We start from the raw sequence: 26,636 nt of genomic DNA on the forward strand, positions 1-26,636 counted from the left end.
CCTTAGAGCCCCTTCGGCACCCGGTGCGGCGGCTGTTCCGGCTGGGGCCGGTGTGTGAGCGGCGGCACGGTCCGCACGGCGGGCTCGTCGGCCTCCAGCGTCACGGTCTCCCCGTGGTGCTCGATGATCAGCGGCGGCCCTTCGAGCAGGGTGTACGTCGCCTTGTCCGCGCCGATCTCCACGCGCAGCCGCCGCCCCCGGAACTGGAGGTGGAAGGCGAGCCGGCGCAGCCGTTCCGGCAGCCGGGGCGCGAAGCTCATCCCGGCCGGGCCCTCCAGCACCCGCCGCATCCCGCCGAACCCGGCCACCAGCGCCATCCAGGTTCCGGCCAGCGAGGCGATGTGCAGTCCGTCGCGGGTGTTGTGCTCCAGGTCGTGCAGGTCCATCAGCGCCGCCTCGGTCGTGTAGGCGTAGGCGAGCCGCAGATGGCCCGCCTGGGCGGCGATGACGGCCTGGCAGCAGGCCGAGAGGGAGGAGTCGCGCACGGTGAGCGGCTCGTAGTAGGCGAAGTTGCGGGCGATCTGCTCGTCGTCGAAGAAGGAGGCGCAGGTGTACATCGCCAGGACGAGGTCGGCCTGTTTGACGACCTGCTTTCGGTAGAGGTCGAAGTACGGGAAGTTCAGCAGCAGCGGGTACTGGTCGGCGCGGGTCCCGGCGAAGTCCCAGCGCTGGTAGCGGGTGAATCCGGCGTTCTGCTCGTGGACGCCGAGTTCGTCGTTGTAGGGGATGTTCATCGCCTCGGCCGCGTCCCGCCAGGCCGCGCTCTCCTCCTCGTCGGCGCCGAGATGCTGCGCCTCCTCGGGGTAGCGTTCCACGGCGTCGGCGGCGGCGAGCAGGTTCTGCCGGGCCATCAGGTTGGTGTAGGTGTTGTCGTCGGCGACCGCGCTGTACTCGTCGGGCCCGGTGACGCCGTCGATGTGGAAGGCGCCGCGATGGTCGTGGTGGCCCAGCGAGCGCCACAGCCGGGCGGTCTCCACCAGCAGCTCCATGCCCACCTCGCGCTCGAAGCGGACGTCGCCGGTGGCCTCGACGTAGCGGACGACCGCGTCGGCGATGCCGGCGTTCACATGGAAGGCGGCGGTGCCCGCGGGCCAGTACGCCGAGCCCTCCGAGCCCTCGATGGTGCGCCAGGGGAAGGCGGCGCCGCCGAGCCCCAGCTGGGCCGCGCGTTCACGGGCCGCGTCCAGGGTGTTGTGGCGCCAGCGCAGCGCCTCGGCGACGGCGCGCGGGGCGGTGTGGGTGAGCAGGGGCAGCACGAACATCTCGGTGTCCCAGAAGGCGTGCCCGTCGTACCCGGAGCCGGTGAGGCCCTTGGCGGGGATGGCGCGCTGCTCGGCGCGGGCGCCGGCCTGGAAGACGTGGAACAGGGCGAAGCGGACGGCCTGCTGGATCTCCTCGTCGCCGTGCACCTCGACGTCGGCGCGGGCCCAGAAGTCGGCGAGGGCCTCGCGCTGGGCGGCCAGCAGCCCTTCCCAGCCGTCGTGGGAGGCGGCGGCGAGGGCCGCGTCCACCTGGTCGGCCATGGCGGGCAGCGAGCGGGTGCCGGACCAGCCGTGCGCGACCAGCTTCTCCACCCGCAGGGTGTGACCCGGCTCCAGCACGGAGGTGACGGTGAGCCGGGCGACGTCGGTGCCGCTCTCGCTGCGGCTGGTGGTGCGGCCGGGCCCGGTGACGACGTGGTCGGCGCCGACCGCGACCCTCAGACCGCTGCGCTTGGTGCGGTGCACCAGCCGCAGCCGCTCCCCGGAGGCGAAGCCGTCCTCCTGCTCCAGGGGCGAGCGCAGGCTCATCGCGGCGCGCGGGTCGCCGTTGGGTTCCGGCAGGCTCTCGTTGGCGACCAGCTCGGACTGGATCACGACCCGGCTGGGGCGGCCCACGGCCTCCACCTCGTAGGCGATGGCGGCCACCGCGCGCTGGGTGAGGGACACCAGCCGGGTGGAGCGCACCCGGACCGTGGAGCCGGCCGGCGAGGTCCATTCGCAGGTGCGTTCCAGCACCCCGCGCCGCATGTCGAGGACGCGTTCGTGGGAGACCAGGCGGCCGTAGCGCAGGTCGAAGGGTTCGTCGTCCACCAGCAGCCGCAGGATCTTGCCGTTGGTGACGTCGATGACGCTCTGCCCGGACTCGGGATAGCCGTAGCCGGCCTCCGCGTACGGCAGCGGGTGCACCTCGTGCACGCCGTTGAGGTAGCTGCCGGGCAGGCCGTGCGGCTCGCCCTCGTCCAGGTTGCCGCGCCAGCCGACGTGGCCGTTGGACAGCGCGAACACCGACTCGCTCTGGGCGAGCACGTCGAGATCGAGGTTCGTCTCGCGCACGTGCCAGGGCTCGACCGTGTACGCCCGCTCACTGATCACTGCTTCCCTCCCAGTTCGGCGAGGTCTTTCACGACGATATGCGCGCCGTGGGCGTACAGCGCGTCGGCCTGCCCCGTGCGGTCCAGCCCGACCACGTATCCGAAGCCTCCGGCGCGGCCCGCGTCCATCCCGGCGAGCGCGTCCTCGTAGACGGCGGCACGCTCCGGGGGCACGCCCAGGTCCTTCGCGGCGGCCAGGAAGGTGTCGGGTGCCGGCTTGCCCGGCAGGTCCCGTTCGGCGGCCACCACGCCGTCGATCCGTACGTCGAAGAGGTCCTCGGCGCCGATCGCGCGCAGCACGTCCTGGCAGTTGGCGCTGGAGGAGACGATGGCGGTGGCCAGCCCGTGTTCGCGTACGGCGGCCAGATAGCGCAGGGTGCCCTCGTACGCCTCCACGCCGTCGGTGCGGATCTTCTCCAGGAGGAGTTCGTTCTTGCGGTTGCCGAGACCCCGCACGGTGTTCGCGTCGGGCGGGTCGTCGGGGCCGCCCTCGGGGAGCTTGATCCCGCGGGACTTCAGGAAGGAGCGGACGCCGTCGGCGCGGGGGCGGCCGTCCACGTACTCGTCGTAGTCGGCGACCTCGTCGAACGGCCGCGCGTCCGGGCCCTCGTGGTCGCGCAGGAAGGCGTCGAAGGTCTCCTTCCAGGCGGCCGCGTGCACGACGGCCGTCCTGGTGACCACTCCGTCGAGGTCGAACAGGCACGCCTGGATGGTGTCGGGCAGTCCGAGCTGAGTCATACCTGCTCCCTTCCCCGGATCAGGCACGGCGATCACGCCGTTCGGAGCGGAAACGGGGCGCCCGGCGACCGCCCCGCGCACGCCCGGTGGCACACTCTGCTGCATGCCGCCGACCTTCGACGATCTTCTCCTCCGCGCGCGCAGCCTGGTCACGGGCGGGCGGCGCGCGGTTCTCGGTATCGCGGGCGGTCCGGGCGCGGGCAAGACGACCCTCGCCGGACACCTCGTGCGCGCCCTGAACGCGGACGGACCGCCCTGGGTGGCGCACGTACCGATGGACGGGTTCCATCTGGCCGACGCCGAACTGCACCGGCTGGGCCGCCGGGACCGCAAGGGCGCGCCGGACACCTTCGACGCGGCCGGGTACGCGGCGCTGCTGCGGCGGCTGCGTGAGACGCCCGCCGACGAGGACGAGGTGGTGTACGCGCCCGCCTTCGAGCGGGACCTGGAGCAGCCGGTGGCGGGCTCGATCCCGGTGCCGTCGTCCGCGCGCCTGGTGGTGACCGAGGGCAACTACCTTCTGCTGCACGAGGGTTCGTGGGGCAGGGTGCGTCCGCTGCTGGACGAGGTCTGGTACTGCGAGGTCGACGAGCCGGAGCGGGTACGGCGGCTGGTGGCCCGGCATGTGGAGTTCGGCAAGGAGCACACGGCGGCGGTGGCCTGGGTACTGGGCACCGACCAGCGCAACGCCGAGCTGATCGCGACGACCCGGGAGCGGGCGGACCTGGTGATACCGGCCTCCGTACTGCCCGTACCCGGCCGGGGCTGAACCGGCGCGGCTCCGGGGCCGTATCCGTGGGTGCGCGGCGGAGGGTCCGCCGAGGGGACCGGCGGGACGGTGGCACCGCCGGTCGCGGGAACGGTGCGCGGACACGGCCCTGACCGGGGCCGGTCGCCGCCGGGACCGGTGCGGCCCGTGCCACCGTGGGGCGGATGATGGCAAGCGAACACCACGGGACCGGGACGATCCCCGCACCGGCACCCCCGGCGCCACCGCTCCCCCCTCCGCGAGGACGCCGGTGGCTGGTGCCGCTGCTCGTGGCGCTGCTCCTGGCCCAGATGGCGGCGGCGATGGTCACCACGGCCGTCCGGCAGACGCCCACCATCGACGAGCCGGTGTACGTGGTGACGGCCACCGACTATCTCCACGAGCACCGGCTGCGCTACAACCCCGAGCACCCGCCCCTCGGCAAGCTGCTGATCGCGGCCGGGGTCGCGGTGGCCTCCCCGCGCTACGACCCGGACACCCCCGGCACCCAGGGCGACGCGGGCCGGCACCTGCTGTACGAGTCGGGGAACGACCCCTGGCGGCTGATGCTGTGGGCGCGGCTGCCGGTGATCGCGCTGACGCTGCTGTGCGGGCTCGCGGTGTTCGCGTTCGCGCGGGACGTGGCGGGCCCGGTGGCCGCTCTGGTGGCGCTGGCGCTGTACGCCTTCTCCCCCGACGTCATCGCACACGGCTCGCTGGCCACCCTGGACATGCCGATGACGGCCTTCCTGCTGACCTCGGTCTGGCTGCTGTGGCGGGCGCGCCGGCGGCCGCGCCTGTACGTGCCGCTCGCCGGGGCGGCGCTGGGCGCGGCGGCGGCGACCAAGATGAGCGCGCTGCCCGCGATCCCGCTGCTGATGCTGCTGGCCGCCTGGTCGGTGTGGCACGCGCGGGCGGCCGTGGGACGGCGGCGCCGGGTGCTGACGGCGCTCGGGGGCGCGGGCACGGTGCTGCTGGTGGCACTGGCCGTCGTCTGGGCCACGTATCTGGTCGTCGACCCCCGGCTGGGCTTCGCGCCGGCCGAGCCGATCCCGCCGCTGGCGGGGAAGCGCGCGCTGGTGAGCGGTCTGCTGCCGCTGCCGCCCGCGTACGGGGCCGGGCTGCGGATGCAGTTCGCGCTGGAGTACTACCCGTGGAAGGGCTTCCTCTTCGGCCGGATGTACTCGGGCGCCCTCTGGTACTACCTGCCCGTCGCGCTGCTGGTGAAGACACCGCTCGGGGTACTGGCCCTGGGCGCGGCCGGCGCCGTGACCGTACTGGCGGTGCCCCGGCTGCGTCCGGCCGCGCCGTATCTGCTGCTGCCGCCCTCGCTGCTGCTGGCGGTGGCGATGACGGGCGCGCGGGACTTCGGTACCCGGTACGCGCTGTTCGTCCCGGTGTTCCTGGCGCTGGCCGGGGGCTGTGTCGCGGTCTGGCGGCGCCGGTGGGCGAAGGCGCTGGCCGGGATGCTGGTGCTGTGGGTGGCGGTGAGTTCGCTGCGGGCGTTCCCGTACTACCTCCCGTACGCCAACGAGGCGTTCGGCGGCCCGGCGCGGACACATCGGCTGCTGCACGACTCCAACGTGGACTGGGGCCAGGACCTGGGCGCGCTCGCGGACCGGCTGCGGGAGCGGTACCCGGACGAGCGGGTGTGGCTGGTGTACAAGGGCAGCGGGGTCCCGTCGTACTACGGCATCCACGCCGGCGATCCCCGTACGGTGCCGCCGGAGCGGGTACGGGGGCTGCTGGCGGTGTCGGACTCGGCCGTCGCCAAGGCGCGGGGGCGGCTGGCGGAGCTGATCCGCACGAGCCGCCCGGTCGGCGAGGTGGGCCACTCGATCACGCTGTACCGGCGCTGAGCGTCGGGGCGACACACTGGCCGGCCTGGGGCGGTGAGCTATGTTGACTCGTCGTGGGAGACAAAGTCGACGGTCCGGCGCCCTCGCCGCAACAGGCGCGCGCCCAGGCATCAGCGATCACCTCGGGCGGGTCCGTCACGGGTGCCGAGGCCGCGCCGACCTCCCAGCTGCGGGCGCTCTTCGACGGGCCCCGGCTCTCCCCCGGACAGCGCCGGGTGGCGCGGTACCTGATAGAGCACCTCACCGAGGCCGCGTTCCTGTCCATCACGGAGCTGGCCGACCGGGCCGGGGTCAGCCAGCCCTCGGTGACCCGGTTCGCGGCCGCCGTGGGCTTCAGCGGCTATCCGGCGCTGCGGGAGCGGCTCCAGTCGATCGCGCTGGGCGCGCTGGCGGGCGGCCCCGGTGAGGAGGACGGGGCGAACGAGTTGCAGGCGGCGGTGGACGCGGAGATCCAGAACCTGGAGCATCTGCGCCGCGACCTGGCCGACCCGGACCGGGTGATCCGGGTGGGCCGCGAGCTGTCCCGTTCCACCCCGCTGACCGTGCTGGGGCTGCGCATCTCGGCGTCGCTGGCGGAGTACTTCGGCTACGCGGCCCGGCGTATCCACCCCGATGTGCGGCTGGTGACGCGGGGCGGCAGTGTGGCGTGCGACGCGCTGCTCCAGTCCCGCGAGGCGGGCGGTACCTGGGTGCTGGCGTTCGCCATGCCCCGGCACGCGCAGGAGACGCTCGCCGCGCTGCGGGTCGCGCGGGAGGCGGGGCTGAAGGTCGCGCTGGTCACCGATCTCGCGCTGGGCCCGCTGGCGGAGGAGGCCGATGTCACCTTCGCCACCGGCACCGGCTCGCGGCTGGTCTTCGACTCCTACGCCGCTCCGGGCCTGCTGGCCGCCGCGCTGCTCCAGGCGATGACCGACGCCGACCCGGAGCGCGCCCAGGGCCGCCTGGAGAAGTACGAGCAGGTCGCCGACCAGCAGCAGTTCTTCCTGCGGGACTGAGCCGGCGCGGCGCTTCCTTCTTCGGCGCGGATGAATGTTTTCATCCGTCTTGAAAAGCGGTTGGCATATATAAATACTGCTCACGGATTCCGTGGCGGTCCCGCCCGGCCCGTCCGGGCCAGGGCCGCCCCCACCCGTCGGACCACCCTCCCCGACGACGAGGCACACCGGAAGCGATGAGCATGCCGATCACCACCACGCGCATCAGCCCCGACTGGCCCTGCCAGGTCAAGCAGCCGGGCAGCTACGACTGGGAACGCTCGGCGGCCAAGTGGCTGCGCGAGCTGATCCCGGCGCGCTACGCCAGCTATCCGGCGCTGATCCGGCACCCCGTGCTGCTCGCCCGGCACGCCGGGCTCCAGGTGCGGCAGGAGATCCGGGTGGCGCGCACCGCGCTCCAGACCGCCCGGGCCGAGCTGCCGATGCTCGGACTGCCCGAATCGGTCATCGAGCACACCATCAAGCTGTACGCCGCCGAGCTGCTCCAGCTCCAGCACATCGCGCGCAGTGTCCGCGCCGTCTCCGAGGCCCTGGGCACCCGTGGCACCGGCCGCTGACCCCGCCTTTCGCACCCCCGGTCCTACGCCCGCCGTCCCTGATGGGAACGGCTGTGCCGGACAAGTGAGCGAACGGCCGGGGTGTGCCATGCTCATCGCGTGACGAGCGAGCCCACACCCTCCGTGGACCCCGGTTTCGGCGCCGATGTCGCGGCGCTGGCCAAAGTCGTGGCCCGGCAACGGGCCGAGATGGAGCGGGTGCGCGACCTCGCCGCCTCCTCGGCGGTGCTGGAGCGCGCCAAGGGCGCGCTGATGGCCCTGACCGGCCGGTCCGCCGACGCCGCCCACGAGGAGCTGCTCGCTCGCGCCGAGGCCGGCCGCCGCACCCTGATCGAGGAGTGCTGGCTCACCCTGGGCGCGCTGGAGCCCCCCAAGCTGACCACGCCGGACACGGAACCGCCCGGCGTGCTGGAGCCCTCGTCGGCCGCCTCCCGGCAGCCCGCGCCCACCGCGCCCGGCGACCTCGCGGACGTCCTGGGCGACCTGAGCCGGGACCTGGTGCGGGTCGGCTCGCCGCAGGAGCTGGCCGGGTATCTGCTGCGCCACCTGGGCCCCGACGCGGCCGCCGACGCCGTACTGCTGTACCAGCGCGTGCCCGAGGACGGTCTCGAACTCATCGGGTACGCGGGCATCGACGCCGCCCTCGCCGGGCGCTGGCACCACATGCCGCCGCTGAGCAGGCTGGCCCCGCTGGACTGCCTGCGCACGGGCGAGCCGCGCTGGCTGGAGGATCTCGGGGCGGACCGGCGGCAGTACCTGCTCGGGGACCCGCCCGACCGGTGGCTGTCGCGGGCCTGGCTACCGGTGCCGGCCGGGCACGGCTCCGGTGTGGCGCTCGGCGTACTGCGCACCCAGGAGGGGCCGTTCGAGCCGCGTGAACGCCAACTGCTGCTGGCGGCTGCCCGGTTGTGCGCGGGGCGGCTGCGCGCCTTCGACACCGCGCGGAACGGAGAGGCGGCTGGGACCACCCAGTCCGTGCAGGCGGTGCTCGACGCGCTGCCGGGCGCCGCGATCCTGCTGCGCCCGCTGCGCGCCGCCTCCGGCGCGGTGGAGGACTACCGCATCGAGGCGGTGAGCCCGGAGGCGGTCGACGTGTTCGGCAACACCGGACGCGAGATGCTCGGCCGGCACATCCTGGAGAGCTATCCCTCCGTCGCGGGCGAGCAGTTGTGGCACGGCTATCTGACGGCGCTGACCACCGGAGTGCCCTTCGAGAGCGCGCCGTTCGCCTACCAGGACGTGGTGGACGGGGTGCCGCTGACCGCCACGTACTCGGTGCGGGCGGCGCCGCTGGGCGACGGGCTGCTGGTGACCTGGCTCAGGCTGGACCCGGTGGACCGGCAGGAGCAGCGGCTGTGGGACGTGCAGCGGCTGGGCAATCTGGGCTGGGCCAACTGGAACCTGGTCACCGGGGAGATCTCCTGGTCGGCGCAGACGTATGCCGTGCTCGGTCTGAACGCGGCGCGCGGACCGGTGCCGCTGGCGGAGCTGCCCGCGCTGGTGGCGCCGCAGGACGCGGGGCCGCTGCGGGGCGCGATCACCGAACTCGTCCGCCACGCACGCCCCTTCGACGTGCCCTTCCGCATCGACGCGCCGGGCGGGGTGCGGCACCTGCGGATCGTCGCGGAGGCGGTGACCGAGCCGGACGGGACACCCGCCGAGGTGCACGGGTTCGTTCAGGACCTCACCGCCCAGCGCAGCGCCGAACTCGCGCTGGTGGAGAGCGAGCGGGCGATGCTCCTCCAGCGCGGGGTGCTCCAGGCCGAGCGGGCGCTGGCCGACCGGTTGCAGCACGCGCTGCTGCCGCTGCCCGCCGGGCCGGTGCGGCTGGCCGGGCTGCGCGTCGAAGTCGCCTATCTGCCCGCCCAGTCGGGCATCCAGGTCGGCGGCGACTGGTTCAGCGCCATCGAACTCTCCGACGACGCCGCGCTGTTCGTGGTCGGCGATGTGGCGGGGCACGGCATCGGGGCGGTCGCCACGATGGCCCAGCTCCGGTTCACCGCCAAGGGCATGGTGGGTACGGGCTCCTCGCTGACCGGGGCGCTGACCCGGCTGAACACGCTGCTGCTGCACTCACGGGACGGCCGCTCCACCGCGACGATGGTCCTCGCCCGCTACGACCCCACCACCCGGGTCCTCACCTGGGCCCAGGCAGGGCACCCGCCGCCGCTGCTGGTGCGCGGGGGCACTGCCCGCTTCCTCACCCGGCCCGTCGGCATGCTGCTCGGCGCGAGCGCGACCCCGGTCTTCGAGGCGGCCGAGGCCCGGCTGGAGCCCGGCGACCGGCTGCTGCTGTTCACCGACGGCCTGGTGGAACGCCCCGGCGAGGACGTCCACGCGGGTTTCGCCCGCCTCGCCGAGACGGTCCGCACCCACGGCGAGGACAGCCTCGACAGCCTGCTCGGCATGATGCTGGTCGACGAGCACCGCGACGACGTGTGCGTGGTGGACATCCGGCTGCCGGTGGAGTGAGGGTCACTCCAGGCCGGTGCGGGACTCCAGGGCGCGGCGGGTGTCGTCGCCGTAGACACCGGTCTCGTCACCCCGGATGCCGTACCAGAGCTGGAACCGGGCGACGGCGGCGGTGAGTTGGGGGTCGTAGTCGCCGGTGGCGGCGCCGTCGCGGAAGACGTCGGGGATACGGAGGAGGCGGCGGCGCAGGTCGGTGACCCCGGGGCCGGAGTCGCCCTGGCGGAGAGTGCCGGGGCCGTCGGGATCGGTGGCCGAGGGCGCGGTGGTGGCGGGGGCTGTGGTGGCTGGGGCTGGAGCAGCCGGGGCGGTGGTCGGGGCAGGTGACGGCGCGGGGCGCGCGGTGGCCTCCTCGCGGCCGGGAAGCAGGAGGGCACCGCCGAAGCCGACGAGGGCGGCCGCGGCCAGGCCCAGTCCGACCGCCCAGCGCCGGTGGGCGGAGCCGGACGGTGTGCCTGCGCCTGGGCCGGTGCCCGGGCCTGTGTCGTCGGGCGGTACCGGTGGCAGTTCCTCGGTGTCGTCCTCGGCCGGGTGCGCGGCGAGCGGCTCGCTCCGCACCCCGGCCCCTGGTTCCGGCATCAGCTCGCGCATCAGCTCCGCGAGGGCGTCGGTGGGGCGGGCCCGCAGGACGCGTATGGGTTCCACGACCCTTGCGGGGCGCGGGCGTTCGGGATCGGGGGGTGTCGGCACGCTGCTCTCCTTCCGTCCCTCGCCGGGGGATACGGAGCGCGGGGCGGCGTTGTTCAGCATGCCCCCGTCACGCCGGAGCCAGGGCTCCCTCCAGCACGAAGCGGCTCAGGGACGCCGTGAGGGTGCCCACGAACGCGTCCTGGTCCTCCTCGCCGAGGACGTCCAGGGAGAGATAGGGGTTCAGGTCCTCCAGCTCGACCAGGAGCAGGTCGCCCTCGAGGGTGCGGCACGCGTCGACGCGCTGGATGCCGTGGCCGAGCGCGTTCCAGTCGATGAAGCCGCGCGCGAACTCCAGGTCGGCGGCGGTCGCCCGGTACGGCTTCAGGTCCCAGCGGTCGCGGGGGTCGGGGGCGTAGAGGGCGTACTGGAAGTCGTCGTCCACGAAGTAGAAGGACACCTCATGGACGAAGTCGATGTGCGGCTGGACCAGGACCGAGCCGTCCGCGAGGGGAGCCTCGGCGACGCGGCTCGCGGGAACGGTGCGCAGTCCGAGGGAGTCCGCGCCGTAGGTCGGCTTGACCACATAGCGGTCGGCGGCGGGCAGCCGGTGCAGGTCCTCGGCACGGTCGACGGTGGGGATGACCGGGAGTCCGGCCTCGGTGAGGTCGAGCAGATACCGCTTGCCCGTCATGTCGGCCTTGCCGGTCAGCGGGTTGTAGACACGGGTGCCGGTCTCGAGCGCGCGGGCGCGGAACGCCTCGTACTCGGTGTGGTAGCCCAGCACGGGGCCGCTGTTGCGGACCACGACGGCGTCGAAGCCCTCCATCAGCGCGGCCGCGTCCATCGGGTGGCACAGGGCGAGGTCGAAGTGGGCGCGCAGCCGGGAGGTGAGGAAGACGTCCTCGTCGCCGTAGCGGCGCCCTCGGGCCGGGTACGCCAGGTCGGTGACGTAGAGCAGGCGGGGGCGGGCGGAGGGCATACGGGATCTCCTCGGACGGGCCGGGTGCCGACAGGGTGGAGAAAGGTTACGTCGCAGGCCGGGGATGATGATCGCCGGGCCCGTGCGACCGCCGTCCGCAGCACTCGGTTCCCTTGCGAGCCGCTGGTCCCTGCACTGAGTGCCATCCTCGCACCCCGGGTGCTACTTTCCCGTCCATGAGCACCAGCAGTGCGGCGCCGCCCGCGAAGCCGCCGATGCGCGACGCCCTGGTGGCGGCCGCCTTCCAGCTCTTCCTGGAGCGCGGGTACGAACAGACCACGGTGGACGACATCGTGGCGCTGGCGGAGGTCGGACGGCGGTCGTTCTTCCGCTACTTCCCCTCCAAGGAGGACGTGGTCTTCCCCGACCACGAGAGCTGCCTGGCCGACATGACCGCGTTCCTGGCGGCGGGCGGCGGCGACGAGGAGCCGGTACGGCGGGTGTCCGACGCGGCCCGGCTGGTGCTGCGCATGTACGCGGAGAACCCGGCGTTCTCGGTGCAGCGCTACCGGCTGACGCGGCGGGTGCCGGGGCTGCGGGCGTACGAGCTGTCGGTGGTGTGGCGCTACGAGCGTGCGCTCGCCGCGTATCTGCGGGGCCGGTTCGCCGGGCGGACGGACGGCACGCTGCGGGCGGACGTGATCGCGGCCGCGGTGGTCGCCGCGCACAACAACGCCCTGCGCTCCTGGCTGCGTTCGGACGGCAAGGGCGACGCGGAGGCGGCCGTGGACCACGCGCTGGGCTGTGTACAGACCGCGTTCGCCGACGCGCCGGCCCGGCCCGCACCCTCCCCCTTTCCGCCCGAGTCACCGCGGCCCGACGACGTGGTGGTACTGGTCGCCCGCCGGGACGCTCCCCTCTGGCAGGTGGTGCGGCAGTTCGAGGCGGCACAGGGCGAGAGCCGAGGGGAAAACACGCCCGCAATTCAGGGTACGCAGTGCCTTTACGAGTGACACTGAGTGCCATACGCTGTCGCTCGTGCACGGTGGCACGGCATCGGGCACGAGCGGATTCCGGCCCAGTGCAGGGAGTTGACGAGCGTGTACCACCACTCAAGCGGAACGGCCCAGCCGGTGGCAGGCTCGGCGGGCCTTCTCACGGACCGGCCCGTCGACTCCGGTGACTCCATCCAGTACCAGCGCTGCGGCTGGTGCGGCACCGCGATGTACCACCGCCTCCTCTGCCCGGTCTGCCAGGGCAGCGACCTCCGCACCGAGCGCAGCGAGGGCATCGGCACGGTCCGCCACTCCACGATCGTCCACCGCAACACCCCCGCGGCCCGCAACGTCTCCCTGGTCGAACTGGCGGAGGGCTTCGTCGTACGCGGCCGCGTCATGGGCCCCCTGGTCGGCATCCACAGCGGCGACCGCGTCCGCCTGTCCACGACCAGGGACCCGGTGCGCGGGGAGCCGGTGTTCCAGTTGCTGGACGAGGCGTGCCGGGCGTGGACCTGACGGGAGCCGATCCGCTCAGGACTGGGGCGGGAGCGTCACCTTGATACCCACCGTGCCCTCGGTACCCCGCCGCAGCTTGCTGCCCAGCAGGGTGAGGCGGCCCGTGATGCCGTATTTGCGGGCGATCAGGGTGCGGTAGCGGGCCGTGGTGGTGGGGTCGGCGATTTCGGCGGTGGCGGGGTGCTGGACTCCGGTGGGGCGGCCGCGCATGTCGCAGGGGCCTACGAGGACGTCGGCGCGGCGGCGGATGCGCTTGACCTTGTAGCTGTCGGCGGATGTCCAGACGCCGAGGGCGTCGCCGTCCGGCACGACCCAGACCGGGGTGGCCACCGGGGTGCCGTCCTTGCGGTAGCTGGTGACCAGCAGATACTTGCCCGAGCCGAGCCGGGACACAAGCGCGTCGTCCATGCCCCGAGTCTACGAGGCGAGCCGCCCCGGACCCCGGTCGACACCCCCCAATGCCGCGGACCTGCGGCGAGGATCAACTCCGGCGTCTAGATTGCGTCTTGACCGGCACCTCTCGCACCAGGCACCCCAGGAGCTGACCCCCGTGACCGACAACCCGGCCGCCACCAACGACGTGGCCGTGTCGCTGCGTGCCCGTATCAACACCGGCCAGCCGCACACCGCCCGGATCTGGAACTACTGGCTCGGCGGCAAGGACAACTACGAGGTCGACCGCGCGGCAGGCGACCAGATCCGTCAACTGCACCCCGGCATCGGGGAGTACGCCCGCCATGACCGTCTCTTCCTGGGCCGTGCCGTGCGTCATCTGGTCGGCGAGGTCGGCATACGGCAGTTCCTGGACATCGGCACCGGTCTGCCCACCGCCGACAACACGCACGAGGTCGCGCAGGGCGTGGCTCCGGAGACGCGGGTCGTCTACGTCGACAACGACCCGCTGGTCCTCACGCACGCCCGTGCCCTGCTCACCAGCACCCCCGAGGGCCGTACCGACTATCTGGACGAGGATCTGCGCAACGTCGACGCGATCTTCGAACACGCCGCGAAGACCCTGGACTTCACCCAGCCGGTGGCCCTGATGCTGCTCGGTGTGGTCATCTTCATCGGCGACGAGGAGGACCCGTACAGCCTGGTCCGGCAGTTGCTGGAGCGGCTGCCGGCGGGCAGCTATCTGGTGCTGTCGCACACCGTCACCAGCCCGTCGATGCCGGACGTGGACGAGGCGGTGAAGTTCTGGAACGAGCACGGCACCCCGAAGCTCACCCAGCGCACCCCCGAGGACGTGACCCGCTTCTTCGACGGTCTGGAGCTGCTGGAGCCGGGCGTGGTGTCCTGCTCGCGCTGGCGTCCGGAGGGTGCCGGGGAGGGCTCGGGGGAGGGCGAGCCGGAGGAGGTCGCCATGTTCGGCGGGGTGGCCCGCAAGAACTGACCCCGGCAGGCGGGCGGAATCGTGCCGTCCGGTGAACGCTCCCGGCCCCGGTCCCGTACTGACAGGGGGCGCTCATGACCGGAGGGCCCCGTGCCGCCGGTACGGGCGGCGCGCGCTCGGGGTTCGGGAGTCTGGCATGAGGCACGCACGACGGCGGGTCGTCCGGCGAGTGACACGGCTGGCTGCGGTCGGCGGACTCCTCCTGGGTGGAGGGATGGTCGCGCAGGCGGCCATGGCGAGCGAGACCCCGGCCGCGCCGGCCACGACGTTCAGCGCGGCCGGTACCGCCGGGGGCAAGGGCGCGGCGCTCGCGGCGAAGCTCGGCACGGCCCGCTCGGCGGGCAACTGGGTGGACGCCGAGGGCCGTCCGGTCGTCGCGGTGACCGACGAGCGGGCGGCCGCCGAGGTACGCGCGGCGGGGGCGCAGGCGAAGGTCGTCGGGCACAGCATGAACGAGCTCAAGTCGGCCACCGGCGCGCTGCGTTCGGCGCCCCGCGTGACGGGCACCGCGTGGGCGGTGGACTACCGCACCAACCGGATCGTGGTGCGCGGGGACCGTACGGTGTCGTCCGGCGACTGGACCAGGATGACCCAGGTCGCCTCGCACATCGGCGACTTCGTCACCATGGAGCGGACCGAGGGCATGTTCACCACGCGGCTCAACGGCGCCCAGCCGATCCTGTCGACGGGCGGCCGCTGCTCGGCGGGGTTCAACGTGACCAACGGACAACGGGAGTTCATCCTCACGGCCGGGCACTGCGGGCCGACCGGCTCCATCTGGTTCGCCGACGGCCAGGGCACCCGGCAACTGGGCGCGACGGTCAACAGCAGCTTCCCCGGCGGCGACTTCTCCCTCGTCCAGTACGACACCGGCAAGGCCGGCCAGGGTGCCGACGTGGTCGCGGTCGGCGGTGGCAAGGGGGTACGGATCACCGGGGCGGCCGATGCGGCCGTGGGCCAGCGGGTGTTCCGCAGCGGCAGCACCAGCGGGCTGCGCGACGGCCAGGTGACCGCGCTCAACGCCACCGTGAACTACCCGGAGGGCACGGTCACCGGGCTGATCGAGACCAACGTGTGCGCCGAACCCGGCGACAGCGGCGGCCCGATGTTCTCCGAGGGTGTCGCGCTCGGCATCACCTCGGGTGGCAACGGCGACTGCACCACCGGCGGTACGACGTTCTTCCAGCCGGTGACCAAGGCGCTCACCGCGCTGAACGTCAAGCTCATCACCACCACCCCGCCCCCGGGCGCCGCCCAGAGCGCCTCCCCCGCCCCCGCGACGGAGGCCGGCCAGGGTGGCATGACACCGAGCGCGGCCCGCCCCGGATCCTCGGCACCGGTGACCGGCGTCGACGGAGAGACCCTGCTGGCCCGGCTCACCGACACCCGGAACGTCGGCCCCGGACTGCTGGTGATCGCGGGCAGCGTCATCGCGCTGATCGCCACCCGGTACATCCGCGCCGAGCAGGACCGCAAGGCGTACCAGCGGTACTACTCCGCGACCTGGGGCTGACCCGAAGGCCGGTGGCGCGGCAAAGGAGGGCACCCGGTCACGGGTGCCCTCTCGGCGGTACGACGGTGGCTGCGGGGTCCGGTCAGACCGAGCGGCGCGGCATGGGGGCCGCGGTGGCCCACTCCATCACGAGGCGCTGGTACTCCGCGCGCTGCTCGCTGGTCAGGATGCCGCCCGACCGGCGCCACAGGGCCCGGATCTCCTCGTTGACCTCCGCGGCCGAGCGCCCGCAGGAGGCTTCAGCAGTGGTGGACATGGTGTGAAGCATATGCCGGTCCCAGTGAAGGCGGCGTGAATAAGTACGCGCTATTCGGGCATTTCGGACCGTGTTGCTCATCACGTCAAGAAGCCGTGCGGAAGGGCGAGTTCGGTTCCGCCGGTCGCCCCGCCCGTCCGCACGCGGGTCCGGCTCAGGTGCCGGGCTTGCGGCCGTAGATGAAGACGTCGTCGCCGTTCTTCAGCAGTGACCAGTACTTCTTCGCGTCCTTCGTGGTCATGTTCACACAGCCGTGGGAGCCCGGCGGGTTCCACATGCTGAGACCCACGGAGTGGAACGCCTGCCCGCCGTCGAAGAACTGGCTGTAGGGCATCGGCACGTCGTAGATGCTGGAGACGTGATCGATGTCACGCCAGTAGACCTTCTTCAGGCCGGTGCGGGTCTCGTACTTGTCGCGTCCGGTGCGCACCGGGACGGGGCCGTACACGAGCTTCTTGCCGTCCTGGACCCAGCTGAGCTGGAGGGTGAGGTTCACACAGGCGATGCGGCCCTTGTTCACCGGGCACTTGCCGTCCTTGTTGGGGTTCTTCCCCACGGCCTTCTGCCGGTTCATGAGGTCCATCACCCCCCAGGTGACGGGCCCGGCGTAGCCGATGTTCGGGGTGATGCCGTGCTTGTTCTGGAAGCTGCGGATGGCCGTGCAGTCCCCCGAGGACTGCTTGCCGTCCGCCTTGCGGCCGAGGAACCGCTCCACCTGCTTCTGGTACGGACCCGCCTTGCTGGTGCAGCTCGCGGCCTGGGCCGGTGCGGCGGTGACGGCGAGCGTCAGCGGCGCGACCAGCGCGCCGACCCCGAGTACGACGGCCCCTCGTCTGCGTATGTCGCCCATGGTCGGCCCCATCCCTTCTCCCCTGCGGGTCCCAGGGACGTCCCCCGGGCGGTCGCCTCGTGTGTTCCGAGGCTTCGGCCTACTAGACCGGCTCATCGGCCGGATGGTTGTGTTTCCGGCATGCTGTGACGAAACGGTGAACTTTACCTCCGGCCGGCCGGCCTCCCGCCCAGCGCGGTACGGAACCCGGTGTGCACGGTGGTCAGGCCGCCGTCGACGACGAGGGTGGTGCCGGTGATCCAGGCGGCGTCGCGGGAGGCGAGGAAGGCGACGGCCGCCGCGATGTCCTCGGGCTCACCGACCCGGCCGAGCGGGTAGCAGTCGCGCACGGCGTCCAGGTCGTCGTCCCGCCCTTCCCAGGCGGAGGTGCGCACGGTGCCCGGCGCGACCAGGTTCACCCGCACCCCGCGGGCGGCGGCGTGTCCGGCGAGGGTGCGGGTGAGGGAGATGAGGCCGGCCTTGGCGGCGCTGTAGGCGTGGTTGCCGAAGTCCATCAGGCCGTTGACCGAGCCGATGCTGACGACGGCACCGTGGCCGGAGACGGCGAGGTGGGGCAGCGCGGCCTGGCAGCAGCGGCGGACGCCGCCGAGGGTGATGTCGAGATCACGGGCCCAGGAGTCGTCCGGGTCGTCCTCGAACGCCGGGCCGTCCGGCGAGCAGTGGGCGGCGCAGTTCACCAGCACGTCGAGCGAGCCGAACGCGTCGACCGCGCGGGCGACGGCCGCCTCCACCGACGCCCGGTCGGCCACGTCGCACACCAACGCCTCCGCGGTGAGCCCCTGTTGGCGCAAGGAGGCCGCGGTGCGTTCCGCCTCGGGCGCGTCCTGGTCGGTCACCAGGACCTGGGCGCCCTCCTGCGCGAGGCGCCGGGCGACGGCCGCGCCGATGCCCCGGCCCGCGCCCGTGACGAGGGCGCCGTGGCCCGTGAAGCGGTGGGTGAGATCGGTCATGGGCCGACGGTAGGGCAGCGGGGACCACCGCGACAGAGGCCGTACGGTCGCGGTGGTCCCCGCTCAGGCCGGGCGGGTCAGTGACCCCGCTCGATCCACTCCTGGAGGTGGCCCGACTCCTCGCCGATCGTCGTCGGGTCGCCGTGGCCGGTGAGCACCTTGGTCTCCGGGGGGAGGGTGAGCAGCCGGTCGCGGATCGAGTCGATGATCGTCGGGAAGTGCGAGTACGAGCGCCCGGTGGCGCCGGGTCCGCCCTGGAAGAGGGTGTCGCCGCTGAAGACCGCGCCGAGACCGGGGTCGTAGAGGCAGACGGCGCCGGGGGCGTGGCCGGGCGTGTGCAGCACGGTCAGGTCGGCTCCGGCGGTCTCCAGGACCTGTCCGTCGACCAGATGCTCGTCGGGCTCGCGGTCGGGGTGGGTCTGCTGCCACAGGGGCAGGTCGTCCGGGTGGAGCCAGATGGTGGCGCCGGTGAGGTCCGCGAGGGCGGGGGCCGCGTTCACGTGGTCGTTGTGCGCGTGGGTGCACACGATCGCGGTGAGCCGGCGGTCACCGACGGCCGCGAGGATGGCCTCGGCGTCGTGGGCCGGGTCGATGACGACGGCCTCATGGTCGTCGCCGACGATCCACACGTTGTTGTCGACGTCCCAGCTTCCCCCGTCGAGGGTGAACTGGCCGGAGGTGACGAGGCGTTCGATGCGGGCGGTCATCAGAACTCCACCACCGAGCGCAGCACGTCGCCGTGGTGCATCCGCTCGAACGCCTGCTCCACCTGGTCCAGTTGGATGGTCTCGGTGACGAACGCGTCCAGCGGCAGGCGCCCTTGGAGATGCAGGTCGATCAGCATCGGGAAGTCCCGCGAGGGCAGACAGTCGCCGTACCAGGAGGACTTGAGGGAGCCGCCGCGGCCGAAGACGTCCAGCAGGGGCAGTTCGAGCTTCATCTCGGGCGTGGGCACGCCGACGAGCACGACGGTGCCGGCCAGGTCGCGGGCGTAGAACGCCTGCTGGTAGGTCTCCGGGCGGCCGACCGCGTCGATCACCACGTCGGCGCCGAAGCCTCCGGTGAGTTCGCGGATCGCCTCGACCGGGTCGGTCTCCTTGGAGTTGACCGTGTGGGTGGCGCCGAGGGTGCGCGCCGTCTCCAGCTTGCGGTCGTCGATGTCGACGGCGATGATCCGGCCGGCCCCGGCCAGGGCCGCTCCGGCGATGGCCGCGTCCCCGACACCGCCGCAGCCGATGACGGCGACGGAGTCACCGCGGCCGACGGCGCCGGTGTTGATGGCCGCGCCGATGCCCGCCATCACACCGCAGCCGAGCAGTCCGGCGACGGCCGGGGAGACGTTGGGGTCGACCTTGGTGCACTGGCCGGCCGCGACGAGCGTCTTCTCGGCGAAGGCGCCGATCCCGAGCGCGGGGGTGAGTTCCTGGCCGGTGGAGGCGAGGGTCATCTTCTGCTTCGCGTTGTGGGTGTTGAAGCAGTACCACGGGCGGCCACGCAGACAGGCCCGGCAATTGCCGCACACCGCACGCCAGTTGAGGATCACGAAGTCACCGGGCGCCACATCGGTGACGCCCTCCCCCACCGACTCGACCACGCCGGCGGCCTCATGGCCGAGCAGGAAGGGGTAGTCGTCGGAGATGCCGCCCTGCTTGTAGTGCAGATCGGTGTGACAGACCCCGCATGCCTGGATGTCCACGACGGCCTCGCCGGGGCCCGGATCAGGGATCACGATGGTCTCGATCCGTACCGGCTCGTCCTTCCCCGGTGCGACAACGCCGCGTACTTCCTGCGCCATGGTCTGGCCCCTTTTCGTCGGTGTCCCTGTGCTCTCGACCCTACGCCACCGTGCGCCGCCGGGAGGGCTCGGTGAGGGCGTGGACCAGCGGGTTTCCCGGCATGGGCGAGGGCCGCCCGGTCACGGACGGCCCTCCTGGGTACGGCTGTTCAGACCTGGCGCCGGCCCGTCCTAGAGGCCGGGGAGCAGCCCGGTGACGGGGGCGGCGAGGTCGGTGACCTGGTGCAGTTCGTTCAGCCGGTTCAGCTCGCTCACCTGGTTCAGGCCGCGCAACTGCTCGCCGACGCGCGGGACCTGGCTCTGGGCCTGCGGCGGGAGTTCGCTGACGGCGACGTCGTCCAGCACGGTCATCGGGTTGAGCTGCCCGCCCGCCGGTGCGCTCGCGTCGGCCGCGTTCGCCATGGGTACGGCAAGGCCCGTGACACCGACGGCCAGACCGACGGCGGCGACGATGCGTCGTGTTGAGATCATGCCTTGAGCAACGCCCGTACCCCGTCGCCGGACACGGGCGGTGGCCGTCGGTCACCCGACAGGCGGACCTGCGTCTCTTGCGTTTGCCGTGTCCGCCGGGGCGGAGGAGTCTCGGATGTGGGCCCCTGCGGTCCGCCGCCCGCCGGGCCGCGGGCGTACCAAGGAGGTCACCATGGGCAGCAGACAAGACTCCGCCTTCACCACGGAGGCACTGCGCGAGGCCATCGAAGCGGACTCCGGAGAGGGCCTGCTCGCGCTGTACGAGGACGACGCGCAGATCCGCGTCATCGACCACGCCGACCAGCCGAGCCATCCCAAGGTGCTGCGCGGCAGGGGCGAGATCGAGGAGATGCTCGCCGACATCTACAGCCGAGAGATGATCCACCGGCTCGACCAGTGCGTCATCGACGGCGACCACGCGGCGTTCACCGAGTCGTGCCAGTACCCCGACGGCAACAAGGTGTACGCCGAGTCGATGGTCACGCTGCGCGACGGCCGTATCTCCGAGCAGATCCTGATCCAGGCGTGGGACGAGTAGGCGCGAGGGTCGCGCGGGTCCAGGTCAGTTCCAGGCTGACCTGGACTTTCTCGGCCCGCGCGGGGTTCGGTCCGGTCCGTCCCGGGCGTTCGCGGCAGGTGGCCGCCCGCCCGGCCGGGGTGGTGCGGTCCTCGGCCCGGCTGGCGCGCTCGGTGCTGCGGGCGGTGCGTCCGCGGCTGCCGCTGACGCACCGGTCGCGCTGAGCCGTCAGCCGGTGGTGAGGACCATGCGGAAGCGGGCCTTGCCCGCGAGCATCTTCTGGAAGGCGGCGTCCACGTCGCCCAGCGGCACCGACTCGCTCATCGGGCGAATGCCGTGCAGCACGCTGAACTCCATGGTGTCCTGCACGTCCTGGGAGGTGCCGGAGGGGTGGCCCTTGACCTCGCGGCCGGCCATCAGCAGCTGGACCGGGCTGATGTCGAGCGGCTCGGTGGTGGCGCCGATGACGACGAGCTGGCCGCGCGGGGCGAGGCCGTCCACGGTGGCCGACATCGCGTCGGAGTTCCCGGCGGTGGCCAGCACCACCTTGGCGCCGCCGAGCGCCTGGAGCGCCTCGGCGACCGGAGTGCCCGCGGTGCTGTCGATGTAGTGGTTCGCGCCCAGTTCCCGCGCGAAGTCGGCCTTCTCGGCGCCGCGCGCGATGGCCACGGTCTCGAAGCCCATCGCGGCCGCGTACTGCACCCCGAGGTGGCCGAGCCCGCCGATCCCGAGGACGGCGACCAGGTCGCCGCCGGGCCGGGCGTCGGTGCGCCGCAGCGCGTTGAAGGTGGTCACGCCCGCGCAGGCCATGGGCCCGGCGTCGGCCGCGGCAAGGCCCTCGGGGACGCGGGCGAGCGCGTCGACGGGGACGATCACCTGCTCGGCGAAGCCGCCGTCGTAGGCCCAGCCGGGCACCTGGAGGCGGACGCAGGTGATGAAGTCGCCCTCGCGGCAGGGCTTGCACCAGCCGCAGCTGCCGCCGAACCAGCCGACCGCGACCCGGTCGCCGACCTGCCAGTCACGGTCCGCGGTGCCCTCGCCGAGTTCCGCGATCCGTCCGGCGATCTCGTGTCCGGGGACCTCGGGGAAGGTGATGCCGGGCAGCCCGCCCTCGACGAACAGGGCGTCGCTGTGGCAGATCCCGCACGCCTCCACGGCGATCCGCACATGGCCGGGGCCCGGCTGCCGTACCTCCCGCTCGACCAGCTCGAAGCTGCCGCCGGGTTCCGTCACCTGCGCCACTCGATAGGTACTCATACGCCTCTCCGGAGAACGTCACGGCAGCCCGCGAGGGCCCTCGCTCCAGCAGACCAGCAGTGCCCCGATCCCGCGCGCCGAAGCGGGGGGTCACGGCAGCGTGTGCGTGGTGACGTCGGTCAGGGCGCCGTCCGCCACGGTGGCGGTCATGTACGTGGCGTGCGGCTGGCGTCGGCGGTCGGTCGGGGTACCGGGGTTGAGCAGGCGGAGGCCGCCGGGGGCGGTGGTGTCCCAGGGGATGTGGCTGTGCCCGAAGACCAGGACGTCGAGGCCGGGGAAGCGGGCGGCGCAGCGGGCCTCGCGGCCGGTGGCCTGGCCGGTCTCGTGCACCACGCCGAAGCGCAGGCCGCCCAGCTCGGCGTACGCCACCTCGGGGAGGCGGGCGCGCAGGTCGGGGCCGTCGTTGTTGCCGTACACGCCGATCAGCCGGCGGCTGTGGGACTCCAGCAGGTCGAGGGTGGCGGTGTCCACCCAGTCGCCGGCGTGGAACACCACGTCCGCGTGCGGGAGTTCGGCGAGCAGGCGGTCCGGGAGCCGCTTGGCCCGCTTGGGCAGATGGGTGTCGGACATGAGGAGGAGGCGCACGTCTCCAGCGTAGGGAAGCGCAATGGACAGGTAAAACTGAACAGTCTCAACTGGACAGGCTGGGCTGATGCTCCTTACGGTGGCGGGCATGGTCCACATCTCCGGCTCGGCCGCCCGCGCGGCACGCGATCTGCGGGTGGTGTTCAGCCGGCTGCGGCGCCGTATCCGTGAGGTGGCGCGGGACGCCGACCTCACGCCGCCGCAGGAGTCCGCGCTCTCCCTGGTCGGCAAGCACGGCGCGGCGACGGCGAGCGCCCTCGCGGCGGCGGAGGGTGTGCGGCCGCAGTCCATGGCGGCCACGCTCGCGGCACTGGACCAGCACGGGCTGATCCGCCGCGCCCCCGACCCGGACGACGGCCGCCGTCAGCTGGTCACGCTCACCGAGGCGGGCCGGGCCCGCGTCGAGGGCAACCGGCAGCTGCGCGAGGAGTGGCTGGCCCGCGCCTTCCAGGATCGGTTCACCGAGGAGGAGCGGGAGACGGTCCTGACCGCGCTGGAGCTGCTGGAACGGCTGTCACGCCCCTGACACCGGGCCCGCCCGCCCCCCCCCCCCCCACTGCTCACCCTTTTCGAAAGGCCGACGCATGTCCGTCACCACGCTCGACCCCCGTACCGCCCTCGTCGTGATCGACCTCCAGGCCGGCATCACGGCCATGCCCGTCCAGCCGCACTCCGCCGCCGACGTGGTGGCCCGCAGCGCCGGACTGGCCGACGCCTTCCGCGCCCGTGACCTGCCCGTGGTGCTGGTCCGGGTCTCCTTCGCCGCCGACGGCGCGGACGCCGTGCCCGGCCGCACCGAGCGCCAGGCGCGCGGCCTGTCCTTCCCGGAGGGCTGGGACATCGTCGTCGACGAACTGGCCGGGCACCCCGGTGACATCCAGGTCACCAAGCACAACTGGAGCGCCCTGTTCGGCACCGACCTGGAGGTGCAGCTGCGCCGCCGGGGCGTCACGCAGATCGTGCTGACCGGCATCGCCACCAGCATCGGTGTGGAGTCCACCGCCCGTGACGCGTACGCGGCCGGATACAACGTCACCCTGGCCACGGACGCCATGTCCGACGCCGACGCCGACGCGCACACCAACAGCGTCGAGCGGATCTTCCCCCGCCTGGGCGAGAGCGGTACGACGGCGGAGATCCTCGGCCTGCTGGCCAAGACCCACGCCTGAGCGGCCGTGGCGGGAAGGGCCCGGCACCTTGCGCGAGCGGGGTGCCGGGCCCTTCCGTTCTCCCGTCCGGTCAGTCCCCGGCGGCCGCCGCCCGCTCGACCTCGGCCTCGACCTCGGCACGGGCCCGCCCGGTCTCGCGGGCGTAGTCGCTCAGGGCGGTCTGCACATCGCGGGCCAGATCGCGCCAGGCGCGCAGCGCGGTCTCGTACGTCCCGGACTGCGCGCCGGTCATCGCCCGCTCGGCCGGGGGCCCGTAGGTGTCCCGCAGCTCGTCCACGGTGGCGTGTGCCGCGTCGGCCGCGCGCTGCTTCTGGACCAGTTCTTCGAAGGTGTGTGCCACACCAACCGACCCTAGGCACGCGGGGCGAACGCGCCACTCGGGGCCGCCGTCCGCGCCGTTCGCCGGGGTCCGTCTCCGGGCGTCGTCGCCCGCCTCGTCAAGGTCCTTCATCCCCCACCCGTCCCTCACGCCTCGTTCGTCACCAGATCCGCCCAGACCTGTTTGCCGCCGCTGACCGGGACGGTGCCCCAGGCGCTGGAGACCGCTTCGACCAGCAGGATGCCCCGGCCGCCGGTGGCCTCCCAGCCGACGCTGGTCGGCTTGAGGGGTCCGCGCGGGGAGGAGTCGGTCACCGCGATGCGCAGCCGGTCGCCGACCAGGCTGAGATCGACCCGCACCTGCCCCTCGGTGTGCACGAGGGCGTTGGTGACCAGCTCGGACACGATCAGCAGGGCGGTGTCGGTGGCGTCCCTCGGCAGGTCCCAGACCCGCAGGGTGCGGCGGACGAAGCGGCGGGCGTGCCGGACCGCCTCCGGGACCCGCCACACGCTCCAGCTCTCGCGCCGCGGGCGTACGGCCATGCCGTCGTAGCGCACCAGCAGCAGCGCCACGTCGTCGCCCCGGTGGGCGCCCGCGAGCAGGGCGTCGGCGGTCTGTCCGAGGTGGGCGGGGTCGGCGGCGGCGAGGTCGCGGGCGAGCCGGTCCATGCCGGTGTCGAGATCGGTGTCGGCGGATTCGACCAGGCCGTCGGTGGTGAGCGCGAGGACGGTGCCGGGCTTCAGTTTCAGCGGGGTCATCGGATACTCCGCACGGGTGAGCACCCCGAGCGGCGGTCCGCCCTCCGCCTGCACGATCTCCGTACTGCCGTCCGGGTGGCGCAGCACCGGCTGCGGATGCCCGGCGCGTACGCACAGCGCGGTGCCCTGCTCCATGTCGATGTCGACGTAGACGCAGGTGGCGAAGAGGTCGCTCTCCATGTCCAGCAGCAGCCGGTTGGCGTGGGCGGCGACCACGTCGGGCGGGTGGCCCTCGGCGGCGTAGGCGCGCAGGGCGGTGCGCATCTGGCCCATGAGGGTGGCGGCGCCCGCGTTGTGGCCCTGGACGTCGCCGATGACGAAGGCCACGTGGTTGTCGGCGAGGGGGATCACGTCGTACCAGTCACCGCCGACCTCCAGCCCCTCGGTGGCGGGCAGATAGCGGGCCACCGCCTTGGCGCCGGGCAGCAGGGGCAGCCGGCGGGGCAGCAGGGTGCGCTGGAGCATGCCGACGAGTTCGTGCTCGGCGTCGAAGGCGTGGGCGCGGCGCAGGGCCTGGCCGGCGAGGGCGGCGCAGGCGGTGAGCAGGGCGCGTTCGTCGGGGGCGAAGTCGTGCGGGCGGTCCCAGCCGATCAGGCAGGCCCCGGCCATCCGGCCGGCCGCGGGCAGCGGCAGCACCGCGAGGCCGCCGGGTCCGACCCCGGCGAGGCCGGGCTCCAGGGTGGAGCCCGCGGGCCAGATGTGCGCGCGGCCGTCGCGCAGCGCGGCGGCGAGGGCGGGCATGGCGCGTACGGGCGCGTCGGGCCACTCGCCGCGCCATTCGGCCCGCCAGAGTTCGGGCCACGCCTCGGGCTCGGGCGGGTCGAGGACGGTGACGACGAGCCGGTCGTTCTCCAGTTCGGCCAGGGCGATGCGGTCGGCGCGCAGGGGTTTGCGCAGGGCGTCGACGACGGCCTGGCCGACGTCCTTGACGGTGCCCGCGGTGGCGAGGTCGGCGGCGAGGCGCTGGACGCGGGCCACGTCGGTGACGTCGGAGCGCAGCTTGGAGGCGTCCGCGACGGTGCCGACGAGCCGGGCGGGGCGGCCCTCGCCGCCGGCCAGCGTGCGGCCGCGCAGCCGGAGCCAGCGCGGCACGCCGGAGGGCTGGCGGACGCGGAACTCCAGCTCGCGTTCGGCGAGGGAGTCGAGGGACATGTGGTCGGGCTCGACCACGGACATCAGCGCGGGCAGGTCCTCGGGCACGGTGAGCCCGAGCAGCGTCTCCACCTTGCCGTCGAAGTCGTCGCGCGCTATGCCGAACAGCCGCAGGATCTCGTCGCCGACCTCGACCCGGCCGGTGTCCATGGCGAGGCTGAAGGCGTCGGCGGCGGGTTCGCGGGAGTCGGCCGGGTCGGGCTCGGGGACGGCGATGGCGCGGGAGATCAGTTCCAGCGCGGCTCGTTCGTCGGGGTCGAACCCGCCGGGCCTTTCCGCGACCGCGAGCAGGCACCCGCTGCCGGGCCCGGCGAGCGGCAGCACGGCCAGGGAGAAGTCCGGGGACGGGGTACGGCGGGACTCGGCGCCGTCGGCCAGTTCGTTCGGGCCGAGCCAGCTGGGGCGGCCGGTGCGGTGGGCCTCGGCGACCGGCGCGTCGCTGTCGGCGGGGTAGCCCTCGCGCAGCCCGTAGAGCGTGCGGGGCAGACCGGCGGACTCGGCCAGCCGCAGCACGGCGGGGTCGTCACCGGGCACGTACACCCCGGCGAACGCGGCGCCGGCGAGGACGAGCGCCTGTTCCAGGACGCGGCGGAGCCGGTCCGGGGAGGCGGGTGCGGCCATGAGTGTGGTGAGGACGTGCTCGGCACGCCCGGCTCCTGTCCTGCGCACCGCAGCACCCTCACTCGCCACGTTGGCCATTACAGCGCGTGCGGGCGCGCGGCGCAGCCCCTGCGCACCGACCACGCGCGGTTTTTCCCTACCGCGCGATTGGCCTGAAAGCCCCGAAGGGGCACGCACCCGCCTTTTCCGCGCCCGGCATGAGCCGTGTCCGGACGGGGTACTCGGACGTATCCCCAGATGTGGGACTC

Annotated in this window: 27 protein-coding genes; 12 read left to right on the forward strand and 15 right to left on the reverse strand. The window is 73.2% G+C overall.

Annotated elements, in window-relative coordinates; all coding sequences use genetic code 11:
• Positions 1-2: 2 nt before the first annotated feature.
• Positions 3-2,354 carry a glycoside hydrolase family 65 protein gene (locus tag ACIGA3_RS11385; protein WP_399713208.1) on the reverse strand — a complete coding sequence of 784 codons (2,352 nt, stop codon included), beginning with the start codon at positions 2,352-2,354 and terminating at the stop codon, positions 3-5.
• The gene (locus ACIGA3_RS11390; RefSeq protein WP_399713210.1) at positions 2,351-3,091 is read right to left on the reverse strand and encodes an HAD family hydrolase; all 741 of its coding nucleotides are present in this window, start codon (positions 3,089-3,091) and stop codon (positions 2,351-2,353) included. Before ACIGA3_RS11390 ends, ACIGA3_RS11385 begins: the two co-directional genes overlap by 4 nt.
• Positions 3,092-3,194: 103 nt before the next feature.
• Between ACIGA3_RS11390 and ACIGA3_RS11395 the strand changes: the two genes are divergently transcribed.
• The 5 genes from ACIGA3_RS11395 (at position 3,195) to ACIGA3_RS11415 (ending at position 9,722) form a co-directional block, all read left to right on the forward strand.
• Positions 3,195-3,860, forward strand: a complete 666-nt coding sequence (locus ACIGA3_RS11395; protein ID WP_399713212.1) for a nucleoside/nucleotide kinase family protein — start codon at positions 3,195-3,197, stop codon at positions 3,858-3,860.
• Between the two features lie 164 nt (positions 3,861-4,024).
• Entirely contained in the window at positions 4,025-5,698 is a 1,674-nt protein-coding gene (locus ACIGA3_RS11400) for a phospholipid carrier-dependent glycosyltransferase (protein WP_399713215.1), read from the forward strand.
• Positions 5,699-5,751: 53 nt separating this feature from the next.
• Positions 5,752-6,693: a MurR/RpiR family transcriptional regulator gene (locus tag ACIGA3_RS11405; RefSeq protein WP_399713218.1), complete on the forward strand. Its 942-nt coding sequence runs from the start codon at positions 5,752-5,754 to the stop codon at positions 6,691-6,693.
• A 176-nt stretch (positions 6,694-6,869) separates the two neighbouring features.
• The gene (locus ACIGA3_RS11410) at positions 6,870-7,250 is read left to right on the forward strand and encodes a hypothetical protein (protein ID WP_030805039.1); all 381 of its coding nucleotides are present in this window, start codon (positions 6,870-6,872) and stop codon (positions 7,248-7,250) included.
• Positions 7,251-7,373: 123 nt separating this feature from the next.
• A complete protein-coding gene (locus ACIGA3_RS11415; protein WP_399713993.1) occupies positions 7,374-9,722 on the forward strand; it encodes a SpoIIE family protein phosphatase in 2,349 nt (782 codons plus the stop codon).
• 3 nt (positions 9,723-9,725) lie between these two features.
• Here ACIGA3_RS11415 and ACIGA3_RS11420 read toward each other — a convergent pair whose 3' ends face one another.
• Positions 9,726-10,409, reverse strand: a complete 684-nt coding sequence (locus tag ACIGA3_RS11420) for a peptidoglycan-binding protein (RefSeq protein ID WP_399713220.1) — start codon at positions 10,407-10,409, stop codon at positions 9,726-9,728.
• Positions 10,410-10,476: 67 nt separating this feature from the next.
• The gene (locus tag ACIGA3_RS11425) at positions 10,477-11,328 is read right to left on the reverse strand and encodes a hypothetical protein (protein WP_399713223.1); all 852 of its coding nucleotides are present in this window, start codon (positions 11,326-11,328) and stop codon (positions 10,477-10,479) included.
• A 176-nt stretch (positions 11,329-11,504) separates the two neighbouring features.
• Here ACIGA3_RS11425 and ACIGA3_RS11430 point away from each other — a divergent pair, with 176 nt between their 5' ends.
• Together ACIGA3_RS11430 and ACIGA3_RS11435 are read left to right on the forward strand one after the other, a co-directional pair.
• Positions 11,505-12,281 carry a TetR family transcriptional regulator gene (locus ACIGA3_RS11430; protein WP_399713226.1) on the forward strand — a complete coding sequence of 259 codons (777 nt, stop codon included), beginning with the start codon at positions 11,505-11,507 and terminating at the stop codon, positions 12,279-12,281.
• Between the two features lie 87 nt (positions 12,282-12,368).
• A complete protein-coding gene (locus ACIGA3_RS11435) occupies positions 12,369-12,782 on the forward strand; it encodes a Zn-ribbon domain-containing OB-fold protein (protein WP_399713229.1) in 414 nt (137 codons plus the stop codon).
• Positions 12,783-12,797: 15 nt separating this feature from the next.
• Here the strand turns inward: ACIGA3_RS11435 and ACIGA3_RS11440 are convergent, their stop codons facing one another.
• A complete protein-coding gene (locus ACIGA3_RS11440) occupies positions 12,798-13,190 on the reverse strand; it encodes a PPOX class F420-dependent oxidoreductase (protein WP_399713231.1) in 393 nt (130 codons plus the stop codon).
• 142 nt (positions 13,191-13,332) lie between these two features.
• On the opposite strand from ACIGA3_RS11440, the gene ACIGA3_RS11445 reads away from it, so the two are divergent.
• Together ACIGA3_RS11445 and ACIGA3_RS11450 are read left to right on the forward strand one after the other, a co-directional pair.
• Complete coding sequence (locus ACIGA3_RS11445) at positions 13,333-14,175, forward strand: SAM-dependent methyltransferase (RefSeq protein WP_399713234.1); 843 nt, start codon at positions 13,333-13,335, stop codon at positions 14,173-14,175.
• A gap of 136 nt (positions 14,176-14,311) precedes the next feature.
• Positions 14,312-15,688, forward strand: a complete 1,377-nt coding sequence (locus ACIGA3_RS11450; RefSeq protein WP_399713237.1) for a S1 family peptidase — start codon at positions 14,312-14,314, stop codon at positions 15,686-15,688.
• A gap of 82 nt (positions 15,689-15,770) precedes the next feature.
• On the opposite strand, the gene ACIGA3_RS11455 is transcribed toward ACIGA3_RS11450, so the two are convergent.
• The 6 genes from ACIGA3_RS11455 to ACIGA3_RS11480 form a co-directional block, all read right to left on the reverse strand.
• A complete protein-coding gene (locus ACIGA3_RS11455; RefSeq protein ID WP_399713239.1) occupies positions 15,771-15,956 on the reverse strand; it encodes a hypothetical protein in 186 nt (61 codons plus the stop codon).
• Positions 15,957-16,098: 142 nt separating this feature from the next.
• Entirely contained in the window at positions 16,099-16,794 is a 696-nt protein-coding gene (locus ACIGA3_RS11460) for a L,D-transpeptidase family protein (protein ID WP_399713242.1), read from the reverse strand.
• Positions 16,795-16,937: 143 nt separating this feature from the next.
• On the reverse strand, positions 16,938-17,744 hold the full coding sequence (locus ACIGA3_RS11465; RefSeq protein ID WP_399713245.1) for an SDR family NAD(P)-dependent oxidoreductase: 807 nt from the start codon (positions 17,742-17,744) through the stop codon (positions 16,938-16,940).
• Between the two features lie 77 nt (positions 17,745-17,821).
• Complete coding sequence (locus tag ACIGA3_RS11470; protein ID WP_399713247.1) at positions 17,822-18,451, reverse strand: MBL fold metallo-hydrolase; 630 nt, start codon at positions 18,449-18,451, stop codon at positions 17,822-17,824.
• Positions 18,451-19,539, reverse strand: a complete 1,089-nt coding sequence (locus tag ACIGA3_RS11475; RefSeq protein WP_399713250.1) for an S-(hydroxymethyl)mycothiol dehydrogenase — start codon at positions 19,537-19,539, stop codon at positions 18,451-18,453. Before ACIGA3_RS11475 ends, ACIGA3_RS11470 begins: the two co-directional genes overlap by 1 nt.
• A 171-nt stretch (positions 19,540-19,710) precedes the next feature.
• The gene (locus tag ACIGA3_RS11480; protein WP_399713253.1) at positions 19,711-20,010 is read right to left on the reverse strand and encodes a hypothetical protein; all 300 of its coding nucleotides are present in this window, start codon (positions 20,008-20,010) and stop codon (positions 19,711-19,713) included.
• Between the two features lie 172 nt (positions 20,011-20,182).
• On the opposite strand from ACIGA3_RS11480, the gene ACIGA3_RS11485 reads away from it, so the two are divergent.
• The gene (locus ACIGA3_RS11485) at positions 20,183-20,548 is read left to right on the forward strand and encodes a nuclear transport factor 2 family protein (protein WP_399713256.1); all 366 of its coding nucleotides are present in this window, start codon (positions 20,183-20,185) and stop codon (positions 20,546-20,548) included.
• Positions 20,549-20,755: 207 nt separating this feature from the next.
• Here the strand turns inward: ACIGA3_RS11485 and ACIGA3_RS11490 are convergent, their stop codons facing one another.
• Together ACIGA3_RS11490 and ACIGA3_RS11495 are read right to left on the reverse strand one after the other, a co-directional pair.
• Positions 20,756-21,784, reverse strand: coding sequence for an alcohol dehydrogenase (locus tag ACIGA3_RS11490; RefSeq protein ID WP_399713258.1), 1,029 nt, complete (start codon positions 21,782-21,784; stop codon positions 20,756-20,758).
• A 90-nt stretch (positions 21,785-21,874) separates the two neighbouring features.
• Positions 21,875-22,369, reverse strand: coding sequence for a metallophosphoesterase family protein (locus ACIGA3_RS11495; RefSeq protein WP_399713261.1), 495 nt, complete (start codon positions 22,367-22,369; stop codon positions 21,875-21,877).
• 88 nt (positions 22,370-22,457) lie between these two features.
• On the opposite strand from ACIGA3_RS11495, the gene ACIGA3_RS11500 reads away from it, so the two are divergent.
• Both ACIGA3_RS11500 and ACIGA3_RS11505 read left to right on the forward strand, forming a co-directional pair.
• Positions 22,458-22,895, forward strand: coding sequence for a MarR family winged helix-turn-helix transcriptional regulator (locus ACIGA3_RS11500; RefSeq protein ID WP_399713263.1), 438 nt, complete (start codon positions 22,458-22,460; stop codon positions 22,893-22,895).
• A 58-nt stretch (positions 22,896-22,953) separates the two neighbouring features.
• Positions 22,954-23,538: a hydrolase gene (locus ACIGA3_RS11505; RefSeq protein WP_399713267.1), complete on the forward strand. Its 585-nt coding sequence runs from the start codon at positions 22,954-22,956 to the stop codon at positions 23,536-23,538.
• 70 nt (positions 23,539-23,608) lie between these two features.
• Here ACIGA3_RS11505 and ACIGA3_RS11510 read toward each other — a convergent pair whose 3' ends face one another.
• Entirely contained in the window at positions 23,609-23,878 is a 270-nt protein-coding gene (locus ACIGA3_RS11510) for a hypothetical protein (RefSeq protein ID WP_399713270.1), read from the reverse strand.
• A 125-nt stretch (positions 23,879-24,003) separates the two neighbouring features.
• Positions 24,004-26,466 (reverse strand): SpoIIE family protein phosphatase, encoded by a 2,463-nt coding sequence (locus ACIGA3_RS11515; RefSeq protein WP_399713996.1) that lies wholly within the window; start codon positions 26,464-26,466, stop codon positions 24,004-24,006.
• Between the last annotated feature and the right edge of the window lie 170 nt (positions 26,467-26,636).

Origin of the sequence: Streptomyces sp. NPDC085596 (assembly GCF_044541565.1) — a bacterium.
GTDB lineage: Bacteria > Actinomycetota > Actinomycetes > Streptomycetales > Streptomycetaceae > Streptomyces.

What these genes read in the sequence shown, in the direction of transcription:
- ACIGA3_RS11390 (WP_399713210.1), bottom strand. Translation starts at nt 3,091, where the DNA reads ATGACTCAGCTCGGACTGCCCGACACCATCCAGGCGTGCCTGTTCGAC.
- ACIGA3_RS11395 (WP_399713212.1), top strand. Translation starts at nt 3,195, where the DNA reads ATGCCGCCGACCTTCGACGATCTTCTCCTCCGCGCGCGCAGCCTGGTC.
- ACIGA3_RS11400 (WP_399713215.1), top strand. Translation starts at nt 4,025, where the DNA reads ATGATGGCAAGCGAACACCACGGGACCGGGACGATCCCCGCACCGGCA.
- ACIGA3_RS11410 (WP_030805039.1), top strand. Translation starts at nt 6,870, where the DNA reads ATGAGCATGCCGATCACCACCACGCGCATCAGCCCCGACTGGCCCTGC.
- ACIGA3_RS11425 (WP_399713223.1), bottom strand. Translation starts at nt 11,328, where the DNA reads ATGCCCTCCGCCCGCCCCCGCCTGCTCTACGTCACCGACCTGGCGTAC.
- ACIGA3_RS11430 (WP_399713226.1), top strand. Translation starts at nt 11,505, where the DNA reads ATGAGCACCAGCAGTGCGGCGCCGCCCGCGAAGCCGCCGATGCGCGAC.
- ACIGA3_RS11440 (WP_399713231.1), bottom strand. Translation starts at nt 13,190, where the DNA reads ATGGACGACGCGCTTGTGTCCCGGCTCGGCTCGGGCAAGTATCTGCTG.
- ACIGA3_RS11450 (WP_399713237.1), top strand. Translation starts at nt 14,312, where the DNA reads ATGAGGCACGCACGACGGCGGGTCGTCCGGCGAGTGACACGGCTGGCT.
- ACIGA3_RS11455 (WP_399713239.1), bottom strand. Translation starts at nt 15,956, where the DNA reads ATGCTTCACACCATGTCCACCACTGCTGAAGCCTCCTGCGGGCGCTCG.
- ACIGA3_RS11460 (WP_399713242.1), bottom strand. Translation starts at nt 16,794, where the DNA reads ATGGGCGACATACGCAGACGAGGGGCCGTCGTACTCGGGGTCGGCGCG.
- ACIGA3_RS11465 (WP_399713245.1), bottom strand. Translation starts at nt 17,744, where the DNA reads ATGACCGATCTCACCCACCGCTTCACGGGCCACGGCGCCCTCGTCACG.
- ACIGA3_RS11470 (WP_399713247.1), bottom strand. Translation starts at nt 18,451, where the DNA reads ATGACCGCCCGCATCGAACGCCTCGTCACCTCCGGCCAGTTCACCCTC.
- ACIGA3_RS11475 (WP_399713250.1), bottom strand. Translation starts at nt 19,539, where the DNA reads ATGGCGCAGGAAGTACGCGGCGTTGTCGCACCGGGGAAGGACGAGCCG.
- ACIGA3_RS11480 (WP_399713253.1), bottom strand. Translation starts at nt 20,010, where the DNA reads ATGATCTCAACACGACGCATCGTCGCCGCCGTCGGTCTGGCCGTCGGT.
- ACIGA3_RS11485 (WP_399713256.1), top strand. Translation starts at nt 20,183, where the DNA reads ATGGGCAGCAGACAAGACTCCGCCTTCACCACGGAGGCACTGCGCGAG.
- ACIGA3_RS11490 (WP_399713258.1), bottom strand. Translation starts at nt 21,784, where the DNA reads ATGAGTACCTATCGAGTGGCGCAGGTGACGGAACCCGGCGGCAGCTTC.
- ACIGA3_RS11500 (WP_399713263.1), top strand. Translation starts at nt 22,458, where the DNA reads ATGGTCCACATCTCCGGCTCGGCCGCCCGCGCGGCACGCGATCTGCGG.
- ACIGA3_RS11505 (WP_399713267.1), top strand. Translation starts at nt 22,954, where the DNA reads ATGTCCGTCACCACGCTCGACCCCCGTACCGCCCTCGTCGTGATCGAC.
- ACIGA3_RS11515 (WP_399713996.1), bottom strand. Translation starts at nt 26,466, where the DNA reads ATGGCCAACGTGGCGAGTGAGGGTGCTGCGGTGCGCAGGACAGGAGCC.